Origin of the sequence: Sporofaciens sp. JLR.KK001 (assembly GCF_036941055.1) — a bacterium.
In the GTDB taxonomy this organism is placed as follows: domain Bacteria; phylum Bacillota; class Clostridia; order Lachnospirales; family Lachnospiraceae; genus Sporofaciens.
The window spans coordinates 916,610-935,154 of record NZ_JAYMNO010000002.1 but is presented as its reverse complement, the minus strand read 5'-3'; the positions used below and the strand labels follow the sequence as shown (position 1 = coordinate 935,154).

General features: G+C 46.4%; 12 protein-coding genes, 3 tRNA genes and 3 rRNA genes. 16 read left to right on the top strand and 2 right to left on the bottom strand.

All coding sequences use genetic code 11. The features are described 5' to 3' along the window. Nucleotides 1-8: 8 nt before the first annotated feature. Both rnpA and rpmH read right to left on the bottom strand, forming a co-directional pair. Nucleotides 9-344, bottom strand: a complete 336-nt coding sequence (rnpA, locus tag VSQ62_RS29695; protein WP_334638453.1) for a ribonuclease P protein component — start codon at nucleotides 342-344, stop codon at nucleotides 9-11. A 57-nt stretch (nucleotides 345-401) separates the two neighbouring features. Further along, entirely contained in the window at nucleotides 402-536 is a 135-nt protein-coding gene (gene rpmH / locus VSQ62_RS29690) for a 50S ribosomal protein L34 (RefSeq protein ID WP_334638452.1), read from the bottom strand. 376 nt (nucleotides 537-912) lie between these two features. Between rpmH and dnaA the strand changes: the two genes are divergently transcribed. The 16 genes from dnaA (at nucleotide 913) to VSQ62_RS29610 (ending at nucleotide 18,516) form a co-directional block, all read left to right on the top strand. Continuing rightward, nucleotides 913-2,301, top strand: a complete 1,389-nt coding sequence (gene dnaA / locus VSQ62_RS29685) for a chromosomal replication initiator protein DnaA (RefSeq protein WP_334638451.1) — start codon at nucleotides 913-915, stop codon at nucleotides 2,299-2,301. 271 nt (nucleotides 2,302-2,572) lie between these two features. Further along, nucleotides 2,573-3,682, top strand: coding sequence for a DNA polymerase III subunit beta (gene dnaN, locus VSQ62_RS29680; RefSeq protein WP_334638450.1), 1,110 nt, complete (start codon nucleotides 2,573-2,575; stop codon nucleotides 3,680-3,682). A 28-nt stretch (nucleotides 3,683-3,710) separates the two neighbouring features. After that, the gene (locus VSQ62_RS29675; RefSeq protein WP_334638449.1) at nucleotides 3,711-3,920 is read left to right on the top strand and encodes an RNA-binding S4 domain-containing protein; all 210 of its coding nucleotides are present in this window, start codon (nucleotides 3,711-3,713) and stop codon (nucleotides 3,918-3,920) included. Continuing rightward, on the top strand, nucleotides 3,917-5,002 hold the full coding sequence (recF, locus tag VSQ62_RS29670) for a DNA replication/repair protein RecF (RefSeq protein ID WP_334638448.1): 1,086 nt from the start codon (nucleotides 3,917-3,919) through the stop codon (nucleotides 5,000-5,002). The genes VSQ62_RS29675 and recF overlap by 4 nt, the downstream gene beginning before the upstream one ends. 10 nt (nucleotides 5,003-5,012) lie before the next feature. Beyond that, a complete protein-coding gene (gyrB, locus tag VSQ62_RS29665) occupies nucleotides 5,013-6,947 on the top strand; it encodes a DNA topoisomerase (ATP-hydrolyzing) subunit B (protein WP_334638447.1) in 1,935 nt (644 codons plus the stop codon). A gap of 16 nt (nucleotides 6,948-6,963) precedes the next feature. Next, complete coding sequence (gyrA, locus tag VSQ62_RS29660) at nucleotides 6,964-9,450, top strand: DNA gyrase subunit A (RefSeq protein ID WP_334638446.1); 2,487 nt, start codon at nucleotides 6,964-6,966, stop codon at nucleotides 9,448-9,450. Between the two features lie 144 nt (nucleotides 9,451-9,594). After that, entirely contained in the window at nucleotides 9,595-10,044 is a 450-nt protein-coding gene (locus VSQ62_RS29655; protein ID WP_334638445.1) for a DUF2975 domain-containing protein, read from the top strand. A gap of 12 nt (nucleotides 10,045-10,056) precedes the next feature. Further along, the gene (locus VSQ62_RS29650) at nucleotides 10,057-10,266 is read left to right on the top strand and encodes a helix-turn-helix domain-containing protein (protein WP_334638444.1); all 210 of its coding nucleotides are present in this window, start codon (nucleotides 10,057-10,059) and stop codon (nucleotides 10,264-10,266) included. A gap of 40 nt (nucleotides 10,267-10,306) precedes the next feature. After that, a complete protein-coding gene (locus VSQ62_RS29645; RefSeq protein WP_334638443.1) occupies nucleotides 10,307-11,878 on the top strand; it encodes a DUF4153 domain-containing protein in 1,572 nt (523 codons plus the stop codon). Between the two features lie 94 nt (nucleotides 11,879-11,972). Beyond that, entirely contained in the window at nucleotides 11,973-12,683 is a 711-nt protein-coding gene (locus VSQ62_RS29640) for a lysophospholipid acyltransferase family protein (protein WP_334638442.1), read from the top strand. Between the two features lie 54 nt (nucleotides 12,684-12,737). Beyond that, nucleotides 12,738-12,825 (top strand) — tRNA-Ser (locus tag VSQ62_RS29635). A gap of 473 nt (nucleotides 12,826-13,298) precedes the next feature. Next, nucleotides 13,299-14,829: ribosomal RNA gene (locus VSQ62_RS29630) — 16S ribosomal RNA — on the top strand. Between the two features lie 96 nt (nucleotides 14,830-14,925). Further along, nucleotides 14,926-15,043: ribosomal RNA gene (gene rrf / locus VSQ62_RS29625) — 5S ribosomal RNA — on the top strand. 111 nt (nucleotides 15,044-15,154) lie between these two features. Beyond that, nucleotides 15,155-15,228 (top strand) — tRNA-Ile (locus VSQ62_RS29620). A gap of 111 nt (nucleotides 15,229-15,339) precedes the next feature. Continuing rightward, nucleotides 15,340-15,412: transfer RNA gene (locus VSQ62_RS29615), tRNA-Ala, on the top strand. Between the two features lie 216 nt (nucleotides 15,413-15,628). Further along, nucleotides 15,629-18,516: ribosomal RNA gene (locus tag VSQ62_RS29610) — 23S ribosomal RNA — on the top strand. The 16S, 23S and 5S rRNA genes sit together here with 3 tRNA genes alongside, the layout of an rRNA operon. Nucleotides 18,517-18,545: the final 29 nt, after the last annotated feature.

The following is an 18,545-nucleotide window of genomic DNA, read 5'->3' as shown; positions in this document are numbered from 1 at the left end:
CGTTACCCCTAATCTATAATATCATGAAGATGACCCAGATGGAGCATTGCGCTTTCAATATCACGGTAACTCTTGTCTTTTGCGCCTGTTCTTGCTATCACTACTATATCCAATCCACATCGGAATCTATCTTCTTGCAGTCTATAGCCTTCTCTGATCAATCTTGTCAATCTGTGTCTGACTATACTGTTGCCTACTTTTTTACTTACAGATATTCCTAATCGGTTTTTCAAGGTCTGGTTCTTAAGTACATACATGACCAGATATTTATTCGCATAGGATGTCCCATTTCTATATATATGCTGAAAATCCCTGTTTTTCTTCAATGACTCGGAATATTTCATTGTCTGATTCACCTGTTCAACTATTTTTTATAGAAGAAAAGGCCACATATATGCGGCCTACGCTGATAATACTTTTCTTCCTTTCGCTCTTCTGCTTGCAAGTACTTTTCTTCCACCTTTGGTGCTCATTCTGGATCTGAATCCATGAACCTTAGATCTCTGTCTCTTCTTTGGCTGGAACGTCATCTTCATCGATATCCACCTCCTTATATATAAGGGAATACTCCCACAAATTTTCCTAAGACATCAGCCTTGATTATATAGAAAAAATAGCTCTGAGTCAAGCAATTCCTACACATTTTTGAATTTATTTATCCACAAATTGTGGATAATATCTTTATTTTATGTGGAAAAGCTGTGGAAATAAAAAATTTAGCCTTACTTTTTATTGAAAAAATGCATTTTTCCACTGTGAAATGAGTTTTCCACACTGATTTAGAGATTGCTTAATTTTATATTTTGATGTAAAATAATAAGAACGAAACTGGGGATATGGGGTCATGCTGTCTTTTTTTACCCCTCTGACAGATGAGAAGTATATATTTTAGAGAGTAGGAGTCTGCGTAGTATGGATATTGTGAATGAAAAATGGACGGAGATTATAGAGCATCTGAGAGTAGAACATGAATTATCCAACGTCTCATTTACCACCTGGATCCAACCGTTAAAAGTATATGAGGTAATAGACAATACAGTATTTATACTGGTGAATATGAATGCAAGCGTAGAATATATTGAGAAGAAATATCTTCTTCCTCTGAAGGTCTGCATTTCCGAGATTACAGGCACAGACTACGAAGTGGTATTTATCTCTGAGGACGATTCCAGGATCAGCGAGATCCGGAACATGTCTATTGAGGCAACTCATAAGAAGCGGAGCAAGACTGCCAGCGAGAAGGCAGGTCTGAATCCGAAGTACACCTTCGACACCTTCGTAGTCGGAGGCAATAATAATTTCGCCCATGCCGCCTCCCTTGCCGTGGCCGAATCTCCGGGAGAAGTGTACAATCCCTTATTCCTGTACGGAGACGTCGGACTGGGGAAGACGCATCTGATGCATTCTATCGCACATTTTATACTGAATAAGAACTCTAAGAAGAAAGTGCTTTATGTTACGAGCGAGACATTCACCAATGAACTGATCGAAGCGCTGAAGAACGGCAAGACTGCCAAGAACGAATCTGCTATGGCTGAGTTCCGTGACAAATACCGTAACAATGACGTGCTTCTTATCGATGATATCCAGTTTATCATTGGTAAGGAGAGTACGCAGGAGGAATTCTTCCATACGTTCAACCATCTTCATACGTCCGGCAAGCAGATCATCATCTCCAGCGATAAGCCTCCCAAAGACATCGAGACACTGGAGGCAAGACTTCGGACCAGATTCGAGTGGGGACTGATCGCGGATATCTCCGCGCCGGATTACGAGACGCGTATGGCGATCCTCCGCAAGAAGATCGAATTGGACCATCTGGAGAAATACAACATTCCTACCGATGTGTTAAAATATATCGCAGAGAACATCAAGTCCAACATCCGTGAACTGGAAGGTTCTCTCAACAAATTAATCGCGCTGTACAAGCTGGATAATAATACCGAGACGATTGATATCTCGCTTGCCGCCGAGGCATTGAAGGATATCATATCTTCTTACAATAACAGAGAAGTAACCCCCGAACTGATCCTTGATATTGTATCTGATCATTTCAATATTACGATCGCCGACCTTAAGGGCAACAAGAGAAGCGCCAGCATCTCTGTTCCGCGGCAGATCGCCATGTATCTGATGAGGACTCTTACCGAGACCCCGCTGCAGGCAATCGGCATCATACTCGGCGGTAAGGACCACTCCACCATCAAGTATGGAGTAGAAAAGATCGAGAAAGAGATAGCCAAGGATGAGACACTTCATAATACTATCAGCATTATTATGAAGAAGATCAATCCTGCTTAATGTGAATAACATTGTGGACAACTTATAGATAACTTGTGTATAACCTTCAGAATAGCCTTTTTTAAGAAATAAAAAAGTTTTCAAAGAAAAGTTTTCACCACAGCTTCCACAGCTTATCTTGTTCCAATCCACATAGTTTTTAATTCTGAAAACACTGATGTTTACTGGTGTGGAGGTGGTTTTCCACTTTTCCACAGCCCCTAATAAGAAGAAGGCGGAACTATTTGATATATTTATCTATCCGCTGCCCGCTGAAAGGAGTTTTTCACATATGAAGATAATCTGCAACAAATCCAATCTTGCGAAGGGAGTTAGTACTGTATACAAGGCTGTTCCCTCTAAGACAACGATGCCAATCTTAGAATGTATACTTGTTGATGCTACGAATGACATCATCAGATTGACGGCTAATGACATGGAACTGGGCATACAGACAGACGTTGAAGGAGAGATCATTGACAGAGGGATGATCGCGATCGATGCCAGGATATTCTCAGAGATTGTCCGGAAGCTTCCGGACAATGAGGTGATCATCGAGACGAAGGAGAATCTGCAGACGACGATCACTTGTGAGAAAGCCAAATTCGACCTGGCAGGCAAGCCGGGAGAGGAATTCTCCTATCTTCCGATCATTGAGAAGGATGAATCTATAGAAATATCACAGTTTACTTTGAAAGAAATGATCAGACAGACCATATTCTCAATTGCGGATACTGAGAGTAATAAGCTGATGACGGGAGAATTATTCGAGATCAGGAATAATGTCCTGAGAGTAATCTCTCTGGACGGACACCGGATCTCTATCCGTAAGATGGAACTTAAGGACGAGGTCGGCGACAAGAAGCTGATCGTACCGGGCAAGACTCTCATAGAAGTCAGCAAGATATTATCGGGCGAGGCCGAGAGTATGGTGAATATCTCTTATACCAGTAATCACATTGTATTCGAATTCGACAATACAGTGGTAGTGTCAAGGCTGATTGAAGGAGAGTATTTTAAGGTCGACCAGATGCTTTCCAACGATTATGAGACGAAGGTCAGGATCAATAAGAAAGAGCTGCTCAATTCCATTGACCGTGCGACTCTTCTGGTAAAAGAGGGGGACAAGAAGCCGATCATCATCAATATCGGCGAAGAAGTGATGGAGCTTAAGATTAAGTCACAGATCGGTTCCATGGATGAAGAGATCTATATCAACAAAGAAGGCAAGGATCTGCTGATAGGCTTCAATCCGAAGTTCCTGATCGATGCGCTCCGGGTGATCGACAACGAAGAAGTTGTGCTGTATCTGATGAATGCGAAGGCGCCTTGTTTTATTAAGGATGATGAGGAGAGCTATATCTATCTGATTCTTCCGGTTAATTTTAACGCTGTAGTTTAGATATAATAGTTCAGAGAGGTAGATCAGATTGGATGTTATTAGATTAAGGGATGAATATATTAAGCTGGGGCAAGCCTTGAAAGCGTCCGGTCTTGTTGAGTCCGGGGCGGAAGCGAAGGAAGTGATCACAGAGGGGATGGTCTGTGTGAACGGAGAAGCGGATACCAGGCGAGGACGCAAGTTATACGCGGGAGATATCATCAATTTCAACGGGGAAGAAGTGAAAATAGTCAATTGAAGATAAGATCTCTAAAGCTTAAGAATTACAGGAATTATGATCTTTTAAAACTAGATTTCGACGGCGCAGCCAATATATTTTATGGGGATAATGCGCAGGGCAAGACGAATATTCTGGAGGCGGTATATATATCCGGAACTACCAAATCCCACAGAGGCGCCAAAGACAGAGAGTTGATACGGTTTGGACAGGATGAATCGCATATCGAAGCGATTGTGGAAAAGAATGGTATAGATTACCAGCTTGATATGCATCTCAAGAAGAACAGTCCCAAAGGAATTGCGATTAATAAGATGCCGATCCGCAAGGCGAGCGAATTATTTGGAATTGTGAATTTTGTATTTTTCTCACCTGAAGATCTTAATATCATCAAGAATGGACCGTCAGAGAGAAGAAGGTTCATTGATATGGAACTGTCGCAGTTGGATAGAGTGTATCTGAGTAATCTGACGAATTACAACAGGATCGTGAATCAGAGGAACCATCTCCTTAAGAGTATGGGGATAGGAGGGGAACTCAAGGATACATTGGAAGTGTGGGATATGCAGTTGATCCAGTATGGGGATAAGATCATAGAGAGAAGAAAGGAATTTCTTGATAGGGTAAACGAAATTATTTCTTCTATACACAAAAAGTTAACCGGAAACAGAGAAGAGATACAGGTTATCTATGAACCCAGCAACGGCAATCTTACATTGGAGCAGGCATTACAGAAGAACAGAGAAAGGGATATACGCATTAAAAGTACGTCGGCCGGTCCGCACAGAGACGATATCTGTTTTATGGTGGGAGGTCTGGATATCAGGCGTTACGGGTCACAGGGACAGCAGAGGACTGCCGCGCTTTCTTTGAAGTTGTCTGAGATTGAGTTAGTAAAACAGGCGGCAAAGGATACGCCTGTTTTATTACTTGATGATGTGTTGTCTGAACTCGATAAACATAGGCAAAACTATCTATTAGACAGTATAAATGATATACAGACACTTATCACCTGTACAGGTGTAGAAGATTTTGTAAATCATCGTTTCTATATCAACAAAGTATTCCATGTCCATGGCGGGCAGGTAACGGATGAAAACTAGGAGGATAAGAATGAGTACGGAAAAGGTACAGCATGAATATGGTGCAGACGAGATTCAGATATTAGAAGGGCTTGAGGCTGTCAGAAAACGTCCGGGGATGTATATTGGAAGTACCTCATCACGCGGACTTCATCATCTTGTGTACGAGATTGTGGATAACTCTGTAGATGAAGCCCTGGCTGGTTTTTGCGATACCATATTTGTAACGGTCAATAAGGATAATTCTGTAACGGTTGTGGATAACGGCCGGGGGATTCCTGTGGGGATCAATCACAAGGCAGGACTCCCGGCGGTGGAGGTCGTATTTACCATACTTCATGCCGGCGGCAAGTTCGGAGGCGGGGGATATAAGGTATCCGGAGGTCTTCACGGGGTAGGCGCTTCGGTTGTCAATGCTCTGTCGAACTGGCTTGAGGTGGAGATTTCTCAGGAAGGACATATCTATAAGCAGCGTTATGAGCGGGGAAAAGTAGTGGAAAAGCTGCATGTCATTGGGGATTGTGATGCTGACAGGACTGGAACGAAGGTGGTATTTCTGCCAGATGATACCATATTTGAGGATACTGTGTTCGATTATGACGTGTTGAAGCATCGTTTCCGTGAGATGGCGTTTCTTACCAAAGGGCTTAAGATCGTGCTTCGGGATGAGAGGCCGGAGGAAGGACCGGTTGAGAAAAGTTTTCATTACGAGGGAGGAATCAAGGAATTCGTCAAGTATCTGAACCGCAGCAAGACAGCGTTATATGAGGATATCATCTACTGTGAGGGGATTGTGAATAACGTAGCCGTGGAGGTTGCGATGCAGCACAATGATTCCTACAGTGACAATACTTATGGATTTGTCAATAATATCACTACGCCGGAAGGCGGAACTCATGTGGTGGGTTTCAGGAATGCGCTGACGAAGACGTTCAACGACTATGCGAGGAAGAATAAGCTGTTAAAAGACAGTGAGCCGAATCTGTCCGGCGAGGATATCAGGGAAGGGCTTACCGCTATCATCAGTGTGAAGATCGAGGATCCTCAGTTTGAGGGGCAGACCAAACAGAAGCTTGGCAACAGCGAGGCGCGCGGAGCTGTGGACAGCGTGGTAAGCAGGCAGCTCGAGATTTATCTGGAGCAGAATCCGGCTGTTGCGAAGATGACGATTGAGAAGTCGGTGATGGCTCAGAGAGCGAGGGAAGCGGCGAGGAAAGCAAGGGATCTGACCAGAAGGAAATCAGCGCTTGACGGAATGTCACTTCCGGGCAAATTAGCGGATTGTTCGGATAAGGATCCGAGTAATTGCGAGATCTATATCGTTGAGGGAGATTCCGCCGGCGGTTCTGCGAAGACTGCGAGAGACCGTTCTACTCAGGCGATTTTGCCTCTGCGCGGCAAGATATTGAACGTGGAGAAGGCGAGGCTCGATAAGATCTATGGAAATGCGGAGATCAAGGCGATGATCACAGCGTTCGGCACAGGGATCCATGATGATTTCGATATATCCAAACTTCGTTATCACAAGATTATTATCATGACGGATGCCGATGTAGACGGAGCCCATATCAGTACTCTGCTGCTGACCTTCCTCTATCGGTTTATGCCGGACCTCATCAAGGAAGGCTATGTGTATCTGGCGCAGCCGCCTCTCTATAAGCTTGAGAAGAACAAGAAGGTATGGTACGCGTACAGTGACGAAGAGTTAGACCTCATTCTGCAGGATGTCGGACGCGACGGCAGCAATAAGATCCAGCGTTACAAGGGTCTGGGAGAGATGGATGCGGACCAGCTCTGGGAGACGACCATGGATCCGGAACACAGGATCCTGCTTCGTGTGACGATGGATGAGGAGACTACGTCTGAGCTTGACCTTACATTTACCACCCTGATGGGGGATAAGGTGGAGCCAAGGCGTGAATTTATAGAAGAAAATGCGAAATATGTAAAGAATCTGGACGTATAGAAAGAGGGAGTATTTTATGGAAGACAATATATTTGACAAAGTCCATGAGGTTGATTTGAAGAAGACGATGGAGAACTCCTATATTGATTACGCCATGAGTGTGATCGCTTCCCGGGCGCTGCCAGATGTAAGAGACGGCCTGAAGCCTGTACAGCGTAGGATTCTTTACTCCATGATAGAACTGAATAACGGTCCGGACAAGCCGCACAGGAAGTGTGCCCGTATCGTCGGCGATACCATGGGTAAATACCATCCCCACGGAGACAGTTCCATCTATGGTGCCCTGGTCAATATGGCCCAGGAATGGTCTACCAGGTATCCACTTGTAGACGGGCACGGGAATTTTGGTTCTGTAGACGGGGACGGAGCGGCCGCAATGCGTTACACTGAGGCGCGCTTAAGTAAGATATCCATGGAACTGACGGCGGATATCAATAAGAATACGGTTGATTTCGTGCCGAACTTTGACGAGACGGAGAAGGAACCCACGGTATTGCCGGCAAGATTCCCGAATCTTCTGGTGAACGGTACGTCGGGAATCGCTGTCGGCATGGCGACGAATATTCCGCCTCATAATCTGAAAGAGGTGATCAATGCCGTTGTCAGGATCATCGACGACCAGATTGAGGAGAAGGGCGTTACTACGATCGAAGAGATCCTGCAGGTCATCAAGGGACCGGATTTCCCTACGGGCGGTATGATCCTTGGTACGAGAGGGATTGAAGAAGCATACCGTACCGGACGCGGTAAGATCCGTGTGCGTGCGGTTACGGATATAGAGGCGATGCCCAATGGTAAGAGCCGGATCGTCGTAACGGAGCTTCCGTATATGGTGAACAAGGCAAGGCTGATCGAGAAGATCGCCGAGCTTGTAAGGGATAAGAAGATCGAAGGGATCACAGAATTAAGCGACCAGTCCAGCCGCGAGGGGATGCGTGTTGTCATCGAACTGAGGAGAGATGTGAACGCAAACGTGATCCTGAACCAGTTGTATAAACATACACAGCTCCAGGATACCTTCGGCGTGATCATGCTCGCTCTTGTCAATAACCAGCCGAAGGTCATGAATCTGCTGGAGATGCTGAACCATTATCTGAAGCATCAGGAAGAGGTAGTTACGCGCCGGACGCAGTATGAATTGAATAAGGCGCAGGAGAGAGCACATATCTTAGAGGGATTGCTGATCGCCCTCGACAATATCGATGAAGTGATCCGTATCATCCGCGGATCTCAGACGGTGCAGGCAGCTAAGACGGAGTTGATGGAGAGATTCGGTCTGTCTGACGTCCAGGCTCAGGCGATCGTGGACATGCGTCTGCGTGCTCTGACCGGTCTGGAGAGAGAGAAGCTTGAGAAAGAATACAACGAGCTGATGGAACAGATCGACAGGTTGAAGGCGATTCTTGCGGACAGGAAGCTGCTTCTTGGCGTGATCAAGGAAGAGATACTCGTGATCCGCGACAAATACGGCGACGAGAGAAGAACCTCGATCGGGTTCGATGAATTTGACATATCCATGGAAGACCTGATTCCGAAGGAAGACGTAGTGATCACCATGACAAAATTAGGGTACATCAAGAGGATGTCCAATGATACCTTCAAGTCTCAGAACCGCGGCGGCAAGGGAATCAAGGGCATGCAGACTTTGGAAGAAGATTATGTAGAAGAATTATTCATGACACATACTCATCACTATATCATGTTTTTCACTAACACTGGACGCGTATACCGGATGAAGGGGTATGAGATACCGGAGGCGAGCCGGACATCCAGAGGTACAGCCATTGTCAATCTGCTCCAGCTCATGCCCGGTGAGAAGATCAGCGCGGTGATCCCGATCGATGATTACAGAGACGGGGAATATCTGCTGATGGCGACGAAGAGAGGATTAGTCAAGAAGACTCCGATCAAGGAATATGCATTCGTGCGCAAGACAGGTCTTGCGGCGATCACTCTCAGAGAAGAAGACGAGCTGATCGAGGTAAAATATACCAACAATGACCAGGACGTATTCCTGATCACCAAGTATGGCCAGTGCATCCGGTTCGATGAAAAGGATGTGCGTCCGACGGGCAGAACTTCTATGGGAGTCCGGGGAATGAATCTGTCCGATCGGGATGAAGTGATCGGTATGCAGTTGGATTCGCAAGGGGCTGAGCTTCTGATCGTATCAGAGAGGGGTATGGGGAAACGTACCTCTATAGGAGAATTCACTAGCCAGAACCGAGGCGGCAAGGGGATCAAGTGTTATAAGATCACCGAGAAGACCGGCAATGTAGTCGGTGTTAAGGCTGTCAATGACGACGACGAGGTTATGATCATCAATACGGAAGGCATCGTGATCCGTATGAGATGTTCCGGAATCTCTGTGCTTGGCCGCGTTACTTCTGGTGTGAAGCTGATTGATCTTAAGGAAGGCGATATCGTTGCAAGCATCGCGAAGGTGAGAAAGGGCGATGAAGAGACGGAGCTGGATACGGAGGAAGAATCTGAAGAAGTTTAGAACCTTAAGAGAGGCTGATGCATTTTGCATCAGCCTTTTTTTGAATATCAATAATAATATATCGAAAAACAATAAAAAAACATTGAAAAACAATATTATTTATGATATAATCGGCACATCAGAGAATGAAGGGTGTGAATATTTATGGACGAACGTCTTATCAGGTTCACGAAGATCGTGCTGGATATTATGTTCTATGGCGGGATGGTGGTATTTGTAACGCTTCCGTTAAGTTTAAAATTTCTTGGGAAATATTATTCAAGCGTGATCAACGAGTATTTTCTGTTTATGCTTGCGGTATTCGGAGCTTCCGGGGTATTTGGGATATTGATCATCAGGCAGCTCCGTAAGATGATGCGGACTGTTATCCAGGAATCATGCTTTGTATATGAGAATGTCAGGAGCCTGAACACGATGGCGGTATTAAGTCTTTGTATCGTAGTGATGTTCGTGATCAAGGTATGTGTTATGCCGACGCCTGCAACGGGAATCATTGTTCTTGTATTCTTCATTGCATCTCTTTTTTGTGAGGTACTTGCACATGTATTTGCCAAAGCGGTGAATTATAAAGAAGAGAATGATCTGACAATATAAGGGGGTGATGCTGTGGGAATCAGGATAAATATAGACGTGATGATGGCACAGCGCAAGATTGGGCTTACAGAGCTTGCAGGGAAGATTGATATCACTCCGGCCAATCTGTCTATATTGAAGAATAATAAGGCTAAGGCAGTGAGGTTTTCAACACTGGAGGCAATCTGCAGGGAGTTAAGATGCCAGCCCGGAGATATTATAGAGTATCTGCCGGAAGATTAGTTAATAGAATAGACGAATGGATTTTATGGAGGTGCAGTCTATGAAAGAAAATATTTTAATCATGAAGCTTCGTGAGAATTACAAGTATTTTGGCGGCTTAAGCCTGATATATGGAATCATTTTTACGTTCTGCTTATACAAGAATATATCCGGGATCACATTTCCCATATGTGTAGGAGTGACTATTGTTTTTGCCGTATTGTTTATGAAGAAGATTAATTATAGGCTTATGAAGCACTCGCTCCCTTACCTGGCTGGCATGGGGCTGCTGGGATTGTCTTCTGCGTTTACAACTTCAGTTTTTATGCACTTTTTTAATATCGTCGGTATTCTCCTTCTGTTTATGGTATTCATGCTTCATCAGTTTTATAATGATTATAATTGGAATTTTCCGGCGTATCTGAAGAGAATCCTTATCCTGATGGGAACGACGGTTCAGTCTGTTCCATATCCTTATTGGCATGGGGGATGGTTTTTCAGCAAGAATAAGAATATCAGGAGGAATAATACCATGATCGCCATAGTGATCGGATTCATGGTAGCGCTGGGGATATTGTGTATAACGCTGCCTCTTCTGTTAAGGTCGGATATTATGTTCTCTAAATTATTCGGTAAGACACTGGATTACATTAATTTTGCAACATTATTCGGAATCAGTCTGACATTCGTTATAGGATTCACACTGCCCTATGCTTTCTTTGTGGCCCTATGCAGATATAACCTGATCGAGACATCCCGGCAGTACGCGGAATCTGGGATTATAATGCCGGCAGACGGGATGAATCCTGCTGCAGCTTATGGACGCCGGGTGAGATATTTTGATCCAGTGATCGGAATTACATTTACAAGTATTGTAAGTTTCATCTATCTTATCTATTGCGCCATACAGATCCTGTATCTGTTCATTGGCATGAAAGCAGGGCTTCCGGAATATGTCACCTATGCGGAATATGCCAGGGGAGGTTTCTGGGAACTATTATTTGTCAGTGTGATCAATTTCATCATGGTGCTGCTGTGTATGTATCTTTTCCGGGAAAATGTGATCCTTAAGGTGATTCTTACTATCGTATCGGGGTGTACTTTTGTTATGATTATCTCATCGGCATACCGGATGATGATGTATGTCGGCGAATATTATCTTACATTCCTGAGGATACTGGTACTGTGGTTCCTGGTCGTACTGGCGCTCATTATGGCAGGAGTGGTGGTAAGTATCTATAAGGGCAGGTTCCCTCTGTTCCATTATATCGTTGCAGTAGTTAGTGTGATGTATATCTTGTTCTCATTTTCCAGGCCGGATGTGATCGCGGCAAAGTATGATCTTGCACACTGGAAGGGGACTTCGGATACGGACCTCTATTATCTGATGTATGAGACGAATTCCATCGATGCAGCGCCGGAGATCGCGAAGATTGACCTGAGTGATGAAGAGTGGGGATATGCGGACAGTGAATATATGAGTCAGAGCATGTACAATTATTTTCTCAATATTTCAGAAGAAAATGAGGGGATTTATTTCAGAAAAGCCAATTATTCCAGAATCCGTGCCAAGGCAGCGGCAGATCGGTATATCGAAGAGCATAAGAACGATGCGGGGGTAGATTCACGGTAGATAAAAATTTGTAAAATATAGTTTGTAAAACATGCGGTGTGTGATAAAATAAACAGGCAGAGATTTATACTATAACTGATAAGGAGCCGTACTCATGAAAAGAATATTGTATATGGTACTGCGTAATATTATTCTCGTGCCGTTTATGTGGATAAAATTATGCTATCATGCGTCACATGTAGAGAAATATACGGAAGAAGAGCACTTTAAGATGCTGGAGTTCATCGTGCGCCGTGCAAATAAAGGGGGTAACGTGACTATCGATGTTCACGGGCAGGAGAATATCCCCGCCGAGAATGGTTTCATGTTCTTCCCCAACCATCAGGGGTTGTTTGATGTACTTGCAATCCTGGAAGCGTGCCCCAGGCCCTTTTCTGTGGTGGCGAAAAAAGAAGTGGCCCATATACAGTTTCTAAAGCAAGTATTCGCTTGTATGAAAGCCTACACATTGGACAGGGAAGATGTAAGGCAGGCTATGAAGGTGATCACAGACGTGTCGAAGGAAGTTATGAACGGAAGGAATTATATTATATTTGCCGAAGGGACTCGTTCTAAGAATGGCAATCAGGTCCAGGAGTTCAAGGGCGGAAGCTTCAAGGCGGCGACCAAGGCCAAATGTCCGATCGTTCCGGTTGCATTGATAGATGCATTCAAGCCCTTCGACACGAATACGATCAGCCCGGTAAAGGTGCAGGTACATTTCCTTGCGCCCCTGTATTATGATGATTATAAGGATATGAAGACGAAAGAGATCGCTGCTCTGGTTAAGGAGAGGATACAGAAGACGATACGAAAGAATAGTTAAAATAAAAAAAATGATTGACAACGGTAGTAAGGTTTAGTATAATGATTATCGCTTGGAGAAATACTCAAGAGGCTGAAGAGGCGCCCCTGCTAAGGGTGTAGGTCGGGTGACCGGCGCGAGGGTTCAAATCCCTCTTTCTCCGTGAAACTGTTCGAAACAATGTTTTGAACAGTTTTTTTAAAAAATTTAAAAAAATTGTTGACAGGATTCGCCAAATATGGTAATCTAATTTAGCTGTCAGATGAAAGCAATTTGAAAAATGACAGCGAAAAAGAAATTTTAAAAAAATAAAAAAAGTTGTTGACAAACTGAGAAAGATATGGTAATCTATCATAGCTGTCGCAAGCAAGACAACAGCAGCGAACCTTGATAATTAAACAATAGACAACATCCCTGAAAATTTCTTATAAGAGAAAAATTCAGAAATTCAGAACGAGACATCGAAAGATGTCAACCTTAAAACAGTAAAGTAAACGGGAAAAGAAAAGCGAGCATTTTTCTTGACCCGGATTGGACTTAAAGGATGCTTCGGCAATACTAAGCTTGTGAAAAACCTCGCTAAGTATTGCGAAGCGCCTAAACGCTAAGGTTTGTATAAAACCAAACCTAAGCTTTTTAGACGAGAGTTTGATCCTGGCTCAGGATGAACGCTGGCGGCGTGCCTAACACATGCAAGTCGAGCGAAGCACTTTAATTCGATTCTTCGGATGAAGATTTTTGTGACTGAGCGGCGGACGGGTGAGTAACGCGTGGGCAACCTGCCTTACACAGGGGGATAACAGTTAGAAATGACTGCTAATACCGCATAAGACCGCAGTACCGCATGGTACAGCGGTAAAAACTCCGGTGGTGTAAGATGGGCCCGCGTCTGATTAGGTAGTTGGCGGGGTAACGGCCCACCAAGCCGACGATCAGTAGCCGACCTGAGAGGGTGACCGGCCACATTGGGACTGAGACACGGCCCAGACTCCTACGGGAGGCAGCAGTGGGGAATATTGCACAATGGGGGAAACCCTGATGCAGCGACGCCGCGTGAGCGATGAAGTATTTCGGTATGTAAAGCTCTATCAGCAGGGAAGAAAATGACGGTACCTGACTAAGAAGCCCCGGCTAACTACGTGCCAGCAGCCGCGGTAATACGTAGGGGGCAAGCGTTATCCGGATTTACTGGGTGTAAAGGGAGCGTAGACGGCTGTGCAAGCCAGATGTGAAAGCCCGGGGCTCAACCCCGGGACTGCATTTGGAACTGTGTGGCTGGAGTGTCGGAGAGGCAGGCGGAATTCCTAGTGTAGCGGTGAAATGCGTAGATATTAGGAGGAACACCAGTGGCGAAGGCGGCCTGCTGGACGATGACTGACGTTGAGGCTCGAAAGCGTGGGGAGCAAACAGGATTAGATACCCTGGTAGTCCACGCCGTAAACGATGACTACTAGGTGTCGGGTGGCAAAGCCATTCGGTGCCGCAGCCAACGCAATAAGTAGTCCACCTGGGGAGTACGTTCGCAAGAATGAAACTCAAAGGAATTGACGGGGACCCGCACAAGCGGTGGAGCATGTGGTTTAATTCGAAGCAACGCGAAGAACCTTACCTGATCTTGACATCCCGGTGACCGGGACTTAACCGTCCCTTCTCTTCGGAGCACTGGAGACAGGTGGTGCATGGTTGTCGTCAGCTCGTGTCGTGAGATGTTGGGTTAAGTCCCGCAACGAGCGCAACCCTTATCTTTAGTAGCCAGCATTTGAGGTGGGCACTCTAGAGAGACTGCCAGGGACAACCTGGAGGAAGGTGGGGATGACGTCAAATCATCATGCCCCTTATGACCAGGGCTACACACGTGCTACAATGGCGTAAACAAAGGGAAGCAAGCATGTGAATGTGAGCAAATCCCAAAAATAACGTCTCAGTTCGGATTGTAGTCTGCAACTCGACTACATGAAGCTGGAATCGCTAGTAATCGCGAATCAGAATGTCGCGGTGAATACGTTCCCGGGTCTTGTACACACCGCCCGTCACACCATGGGAGTCAGTAACGCCCGAAGCCGGTGACCCAACCAATCGGAGGGAGCCGTCGAAGGTGGGACCGATAACTGGGGTGAAGTCGTAACAAGGTAGCCGTATCGGAAGGTGCGGCTGGATCACCTCCTTTCTAAAGGAAAAGAAGTAAGGGAATGTTGTCTATTGTTTAGTTATCAAGGATGGAGAGAGTAAGTTGATGGTTCTGTCAAAAGGATCGTTGGCAATGTCTGGTGGCGATGCGCTTAGGGGAAACACCCGTACCCATCCCGAACACGATGGTTAAGCCCTAAGCGGCCGATGGTACTGCATTGGAGACGGTGTGGGAGAGCAGGTGGCTGCCAGACTATAAAAATCTTAGTGAGAGCATCCGAAGGATGATCGAGGTTAGATTTTTAAGACGTTCACCGAACGAAGGTGAGGTGAACATACCCGTATTGAACGGGGATCAGAAGGAAGGGCTTATAGCTCAGCCGGTTAGAGCGCACGCCTGATAAGCGTGAGGTCGGTGGTTCGAGTCCACTTAAGCCCAGTAAGTAAGCCTTACGGTAAAAGAGGTAAGGCCCACTTAAGCCCAGTAAGTAAACCTTCACCTATAGAGGTAAGGTCACTTAAGCCCAGTAAATTTATTAAAAACCCTAACGGGGGATTAGCTCAGTTGGGAGAGCGCCTGCCTTGCAAGCAGGAGGTCACGAGTTCGAATCTCGTATTCTCCATTGGATGTTTTCTGACATAATGCCGGAAAACATCAGCATGTACCTTGAAAACCGCATACAAGAAATAAATGAAATGATGAAGATATTAATATCTAATTCAAGACATCCGAGGTAATACTTCGAAGAAAACGAAGAAAAATAATTGACCTATAGCCAACGCCGGCAACGCTATGCCGGTGAGGATGAGCGGGACGATTCCGTTTCCGCGAGTCAGTTGGTCATGCAGAAAAGAGCATATGGTGGATGCCTTGGCACTAAGAGCCGATGAAAGACGTGATAAGCTGCGAAAAGCTTCGGGGAGGAGCACATATCCAACGATCCGGAGATATCTGAATGGGGAAACCCGGCGGAGAAGACCTCCGTCATCCTTACGCCAATCCATAACGTAAGGAAGGGAACCCGGTGAACTGAAACATCTAAGTAGCCGGAGGAAGAGAAAGAAACATCGATTTCCAAAGTAGCGGCGAGCGAAATGGAAAGAGCCCAAACCAGGGTGCATGCATCCTGGGGTTCGGACCGCATAATTGATTCATGAGTTTTAGCAGAACGGTTTTGGGAAAGCCGGCCAGAGAGGGTGAAAGCCCCGTAAGCGAAAAGACGAATGACAAGGCGGGATCCAGAGTACCACGAGACACGTGGAACCTTGTGGGAATGAGCGGGGACCACCCCGTAAGGCTAAATACTCCTTAGTGACCGATAGCGCATAGTACTGTGAAGGAACGGTGAAAAGGACCCCGGGAGGGGAGTGAAAGAGAACCTGAAACCATATGTTTACAAGCTGTGGAACACCTATATATGGTGAACCGCGTACTTTTTGTAGAACGGTCCGGCGAGTTGCGCTGGCCGGCGAGGTTAACTTCTATAAGGAAGGGAGCCGAAGGGAAACCAAGTCTTAAAAGGGCGAGTAAGTCGGTCGGAGCAGACCCGAAACCGGGTGATCTATCCATGTCCAGGATGAAGCTGCCGTAAAAGGCAATGGAGGTCCGAACCCACATCCGTTGAAAAGGGTGGGGATGAGGTGTGGATAGGGGAGAAATTCCAATCGAACCCGGAGATAGCTGGTTCTCCTCGAAATAGCTTTAGGGCTAGCCTCATACAAGTCTAGCGGAGGTAGAGCACTGAATTTCCTAGGGGGCGTCAAAGCTTACCGAAGAATATCAAACTCCGAATGCCGCCGAGATGGTGTATGGGAGTCAGACTGCACGAGATAAGTTGGGCAGTCGAAAGGGAAAGAGCCCAGACCTACAGCTAAGGCCCCAAAATGTGTGTTAAGTGGAAAAGGATGTGGGATTTCAAAGACAACTAGGATGTTGGCTTAGAAGCAGCCATACATTCAAAGAGTGCGTAATAGCTCACTAGTCGAGAGGTCCTGCGCCGAAAATGTCCGGGGCTGAAACACACTGCCGAAGCTTAGGGATCAGAAATGATCGGTAGAGGAGCATTGCATACTGGAGGAAGCAGTACCGATAAGGAGCTGTGGACGGTATGGAAGAGAGAATGCCGGAATGAGTAGCGAGAGGAAGGTGGGAATCCTTCCGGCCGAATATCCAAGGTTTCCAGGGTAAAGCTGATCTGCCCTGGGGAAGTCGGGACCTAAGGCGAGGCCGAGAGGCGTAGTCGATGGACAACAGGTTGAGATTCCTGTACCACAATAAGACAGAACTGTGGGGACACGTGTGGAGAGCATAAGCCGGGAATGAAGAGACCGGTGCAAGCGAGGTAGGAGTTGTAGAGGCAAATCCGTACAATGATCCGAATACGTGATGCGGACCGAAGAAGAGTAGGGAAGTATGTGAGCCATGCGTCGAGAAAAGCCGCTATCGTTCTTATTGTGCCCGTACCGTAAACCGACACAGGTGGATGAGGAGAGAATCCTAAGGCCGACGGGAGAAGCATTGTCAAGGAACTCGGCAAAAAGACTCCGTAACTTCGGGAGAAGGAGTGCCAGGTAAGACTGGCCGCAGAGAATAGGCCCAAGCAACTGTTTAGCAAAAACACAGGTCTGTGCGAAACCGAAAGGTGAAGTATACGGGCTGACGCCTGCCCGGTGCTGGAAGGTTAAGAGGAGAGGTTAGCGAAAGCGAAGCTTAGAATTGAAGCCCCAGTAAACGGCGGCCGTAACTATAACGGTCCTAAGGTAGCGAAATTCCTTGTCGGGTAAGTTCCGACCCGCACGAAAGGCGTAATGATTTGGGCACTGTCTCGACAATGCACCCGGTGAAATTGAAGTACCAGTGAAGATGCTGGTTACCCGCGCCAGGACGGAAAGACCCCATGGAGCTTTACTCCAGCTTGATACTGGGATTCGGTATTGCATGTACAGGATAGGTGGGAGGCAGAGAAGTGGTGACGCCAGTTGCCATGGAGCCGCTGTTGGGATACCACCCTTGCAGTATTGGATTTCTAACCAGAGGCCGTAAGCCGGCCTGGGGACAATGTCAGGTGGGGAGTTTGACTGGGGCGGTCGCCTCCGAAAGGGTATCGGAGGCGCTCAAAGGTTCCCTCAGAATGGACGGAAACCATTCGGAGAGCGCAAAGGCAGAAGGGAGCTTGACTGCGACACCGACGGGTGGGGCAGGTACGAAAGTAGGACTTAGTGATCCGGTGGTATAAAGTGGGATTGCCATCGCTCAACGGATAAAAGCTACCCTGGGGATAACAGGCTTATCACTCCCAAGAGTTCACATCGACGGAGTGGTTTGGCACCTCGATGTCGGCTCATCGCATCCTGGGGCTGAAGTAGGTCCCAAGGGTTGGGCTGTTCGCCCATTAAAGCGGTACGCGAGCTGGGTTCAGAACGTCGTGAGACAGTTCGGTCCCTATCCGGCGTGGGCGTAGGATATTTGAGAGGAGCTGTCCTTAGTACGAGAGGACCGGGATGGACTGGCCGCTGGTGTATCTGTTGACTTATCAAGGTCATGGCAGAGTAGCCAAGCCGGGAGGGGATAAACGCTGAAGGCATCTAAGCGTGAAGCCCCCCTCAAGATGAGATATCCCAACGCAAGTTGTAAGACCCCTTGAAGACGACAAGGTAGATAGGGCGGAGGTGGAAGTGCAGTAATGTATGGAGCTGACCGCAACTAATCGGTCGAGGGCATGACCAAAGCGGAGATAGGTAAGAGGATGAATAAGA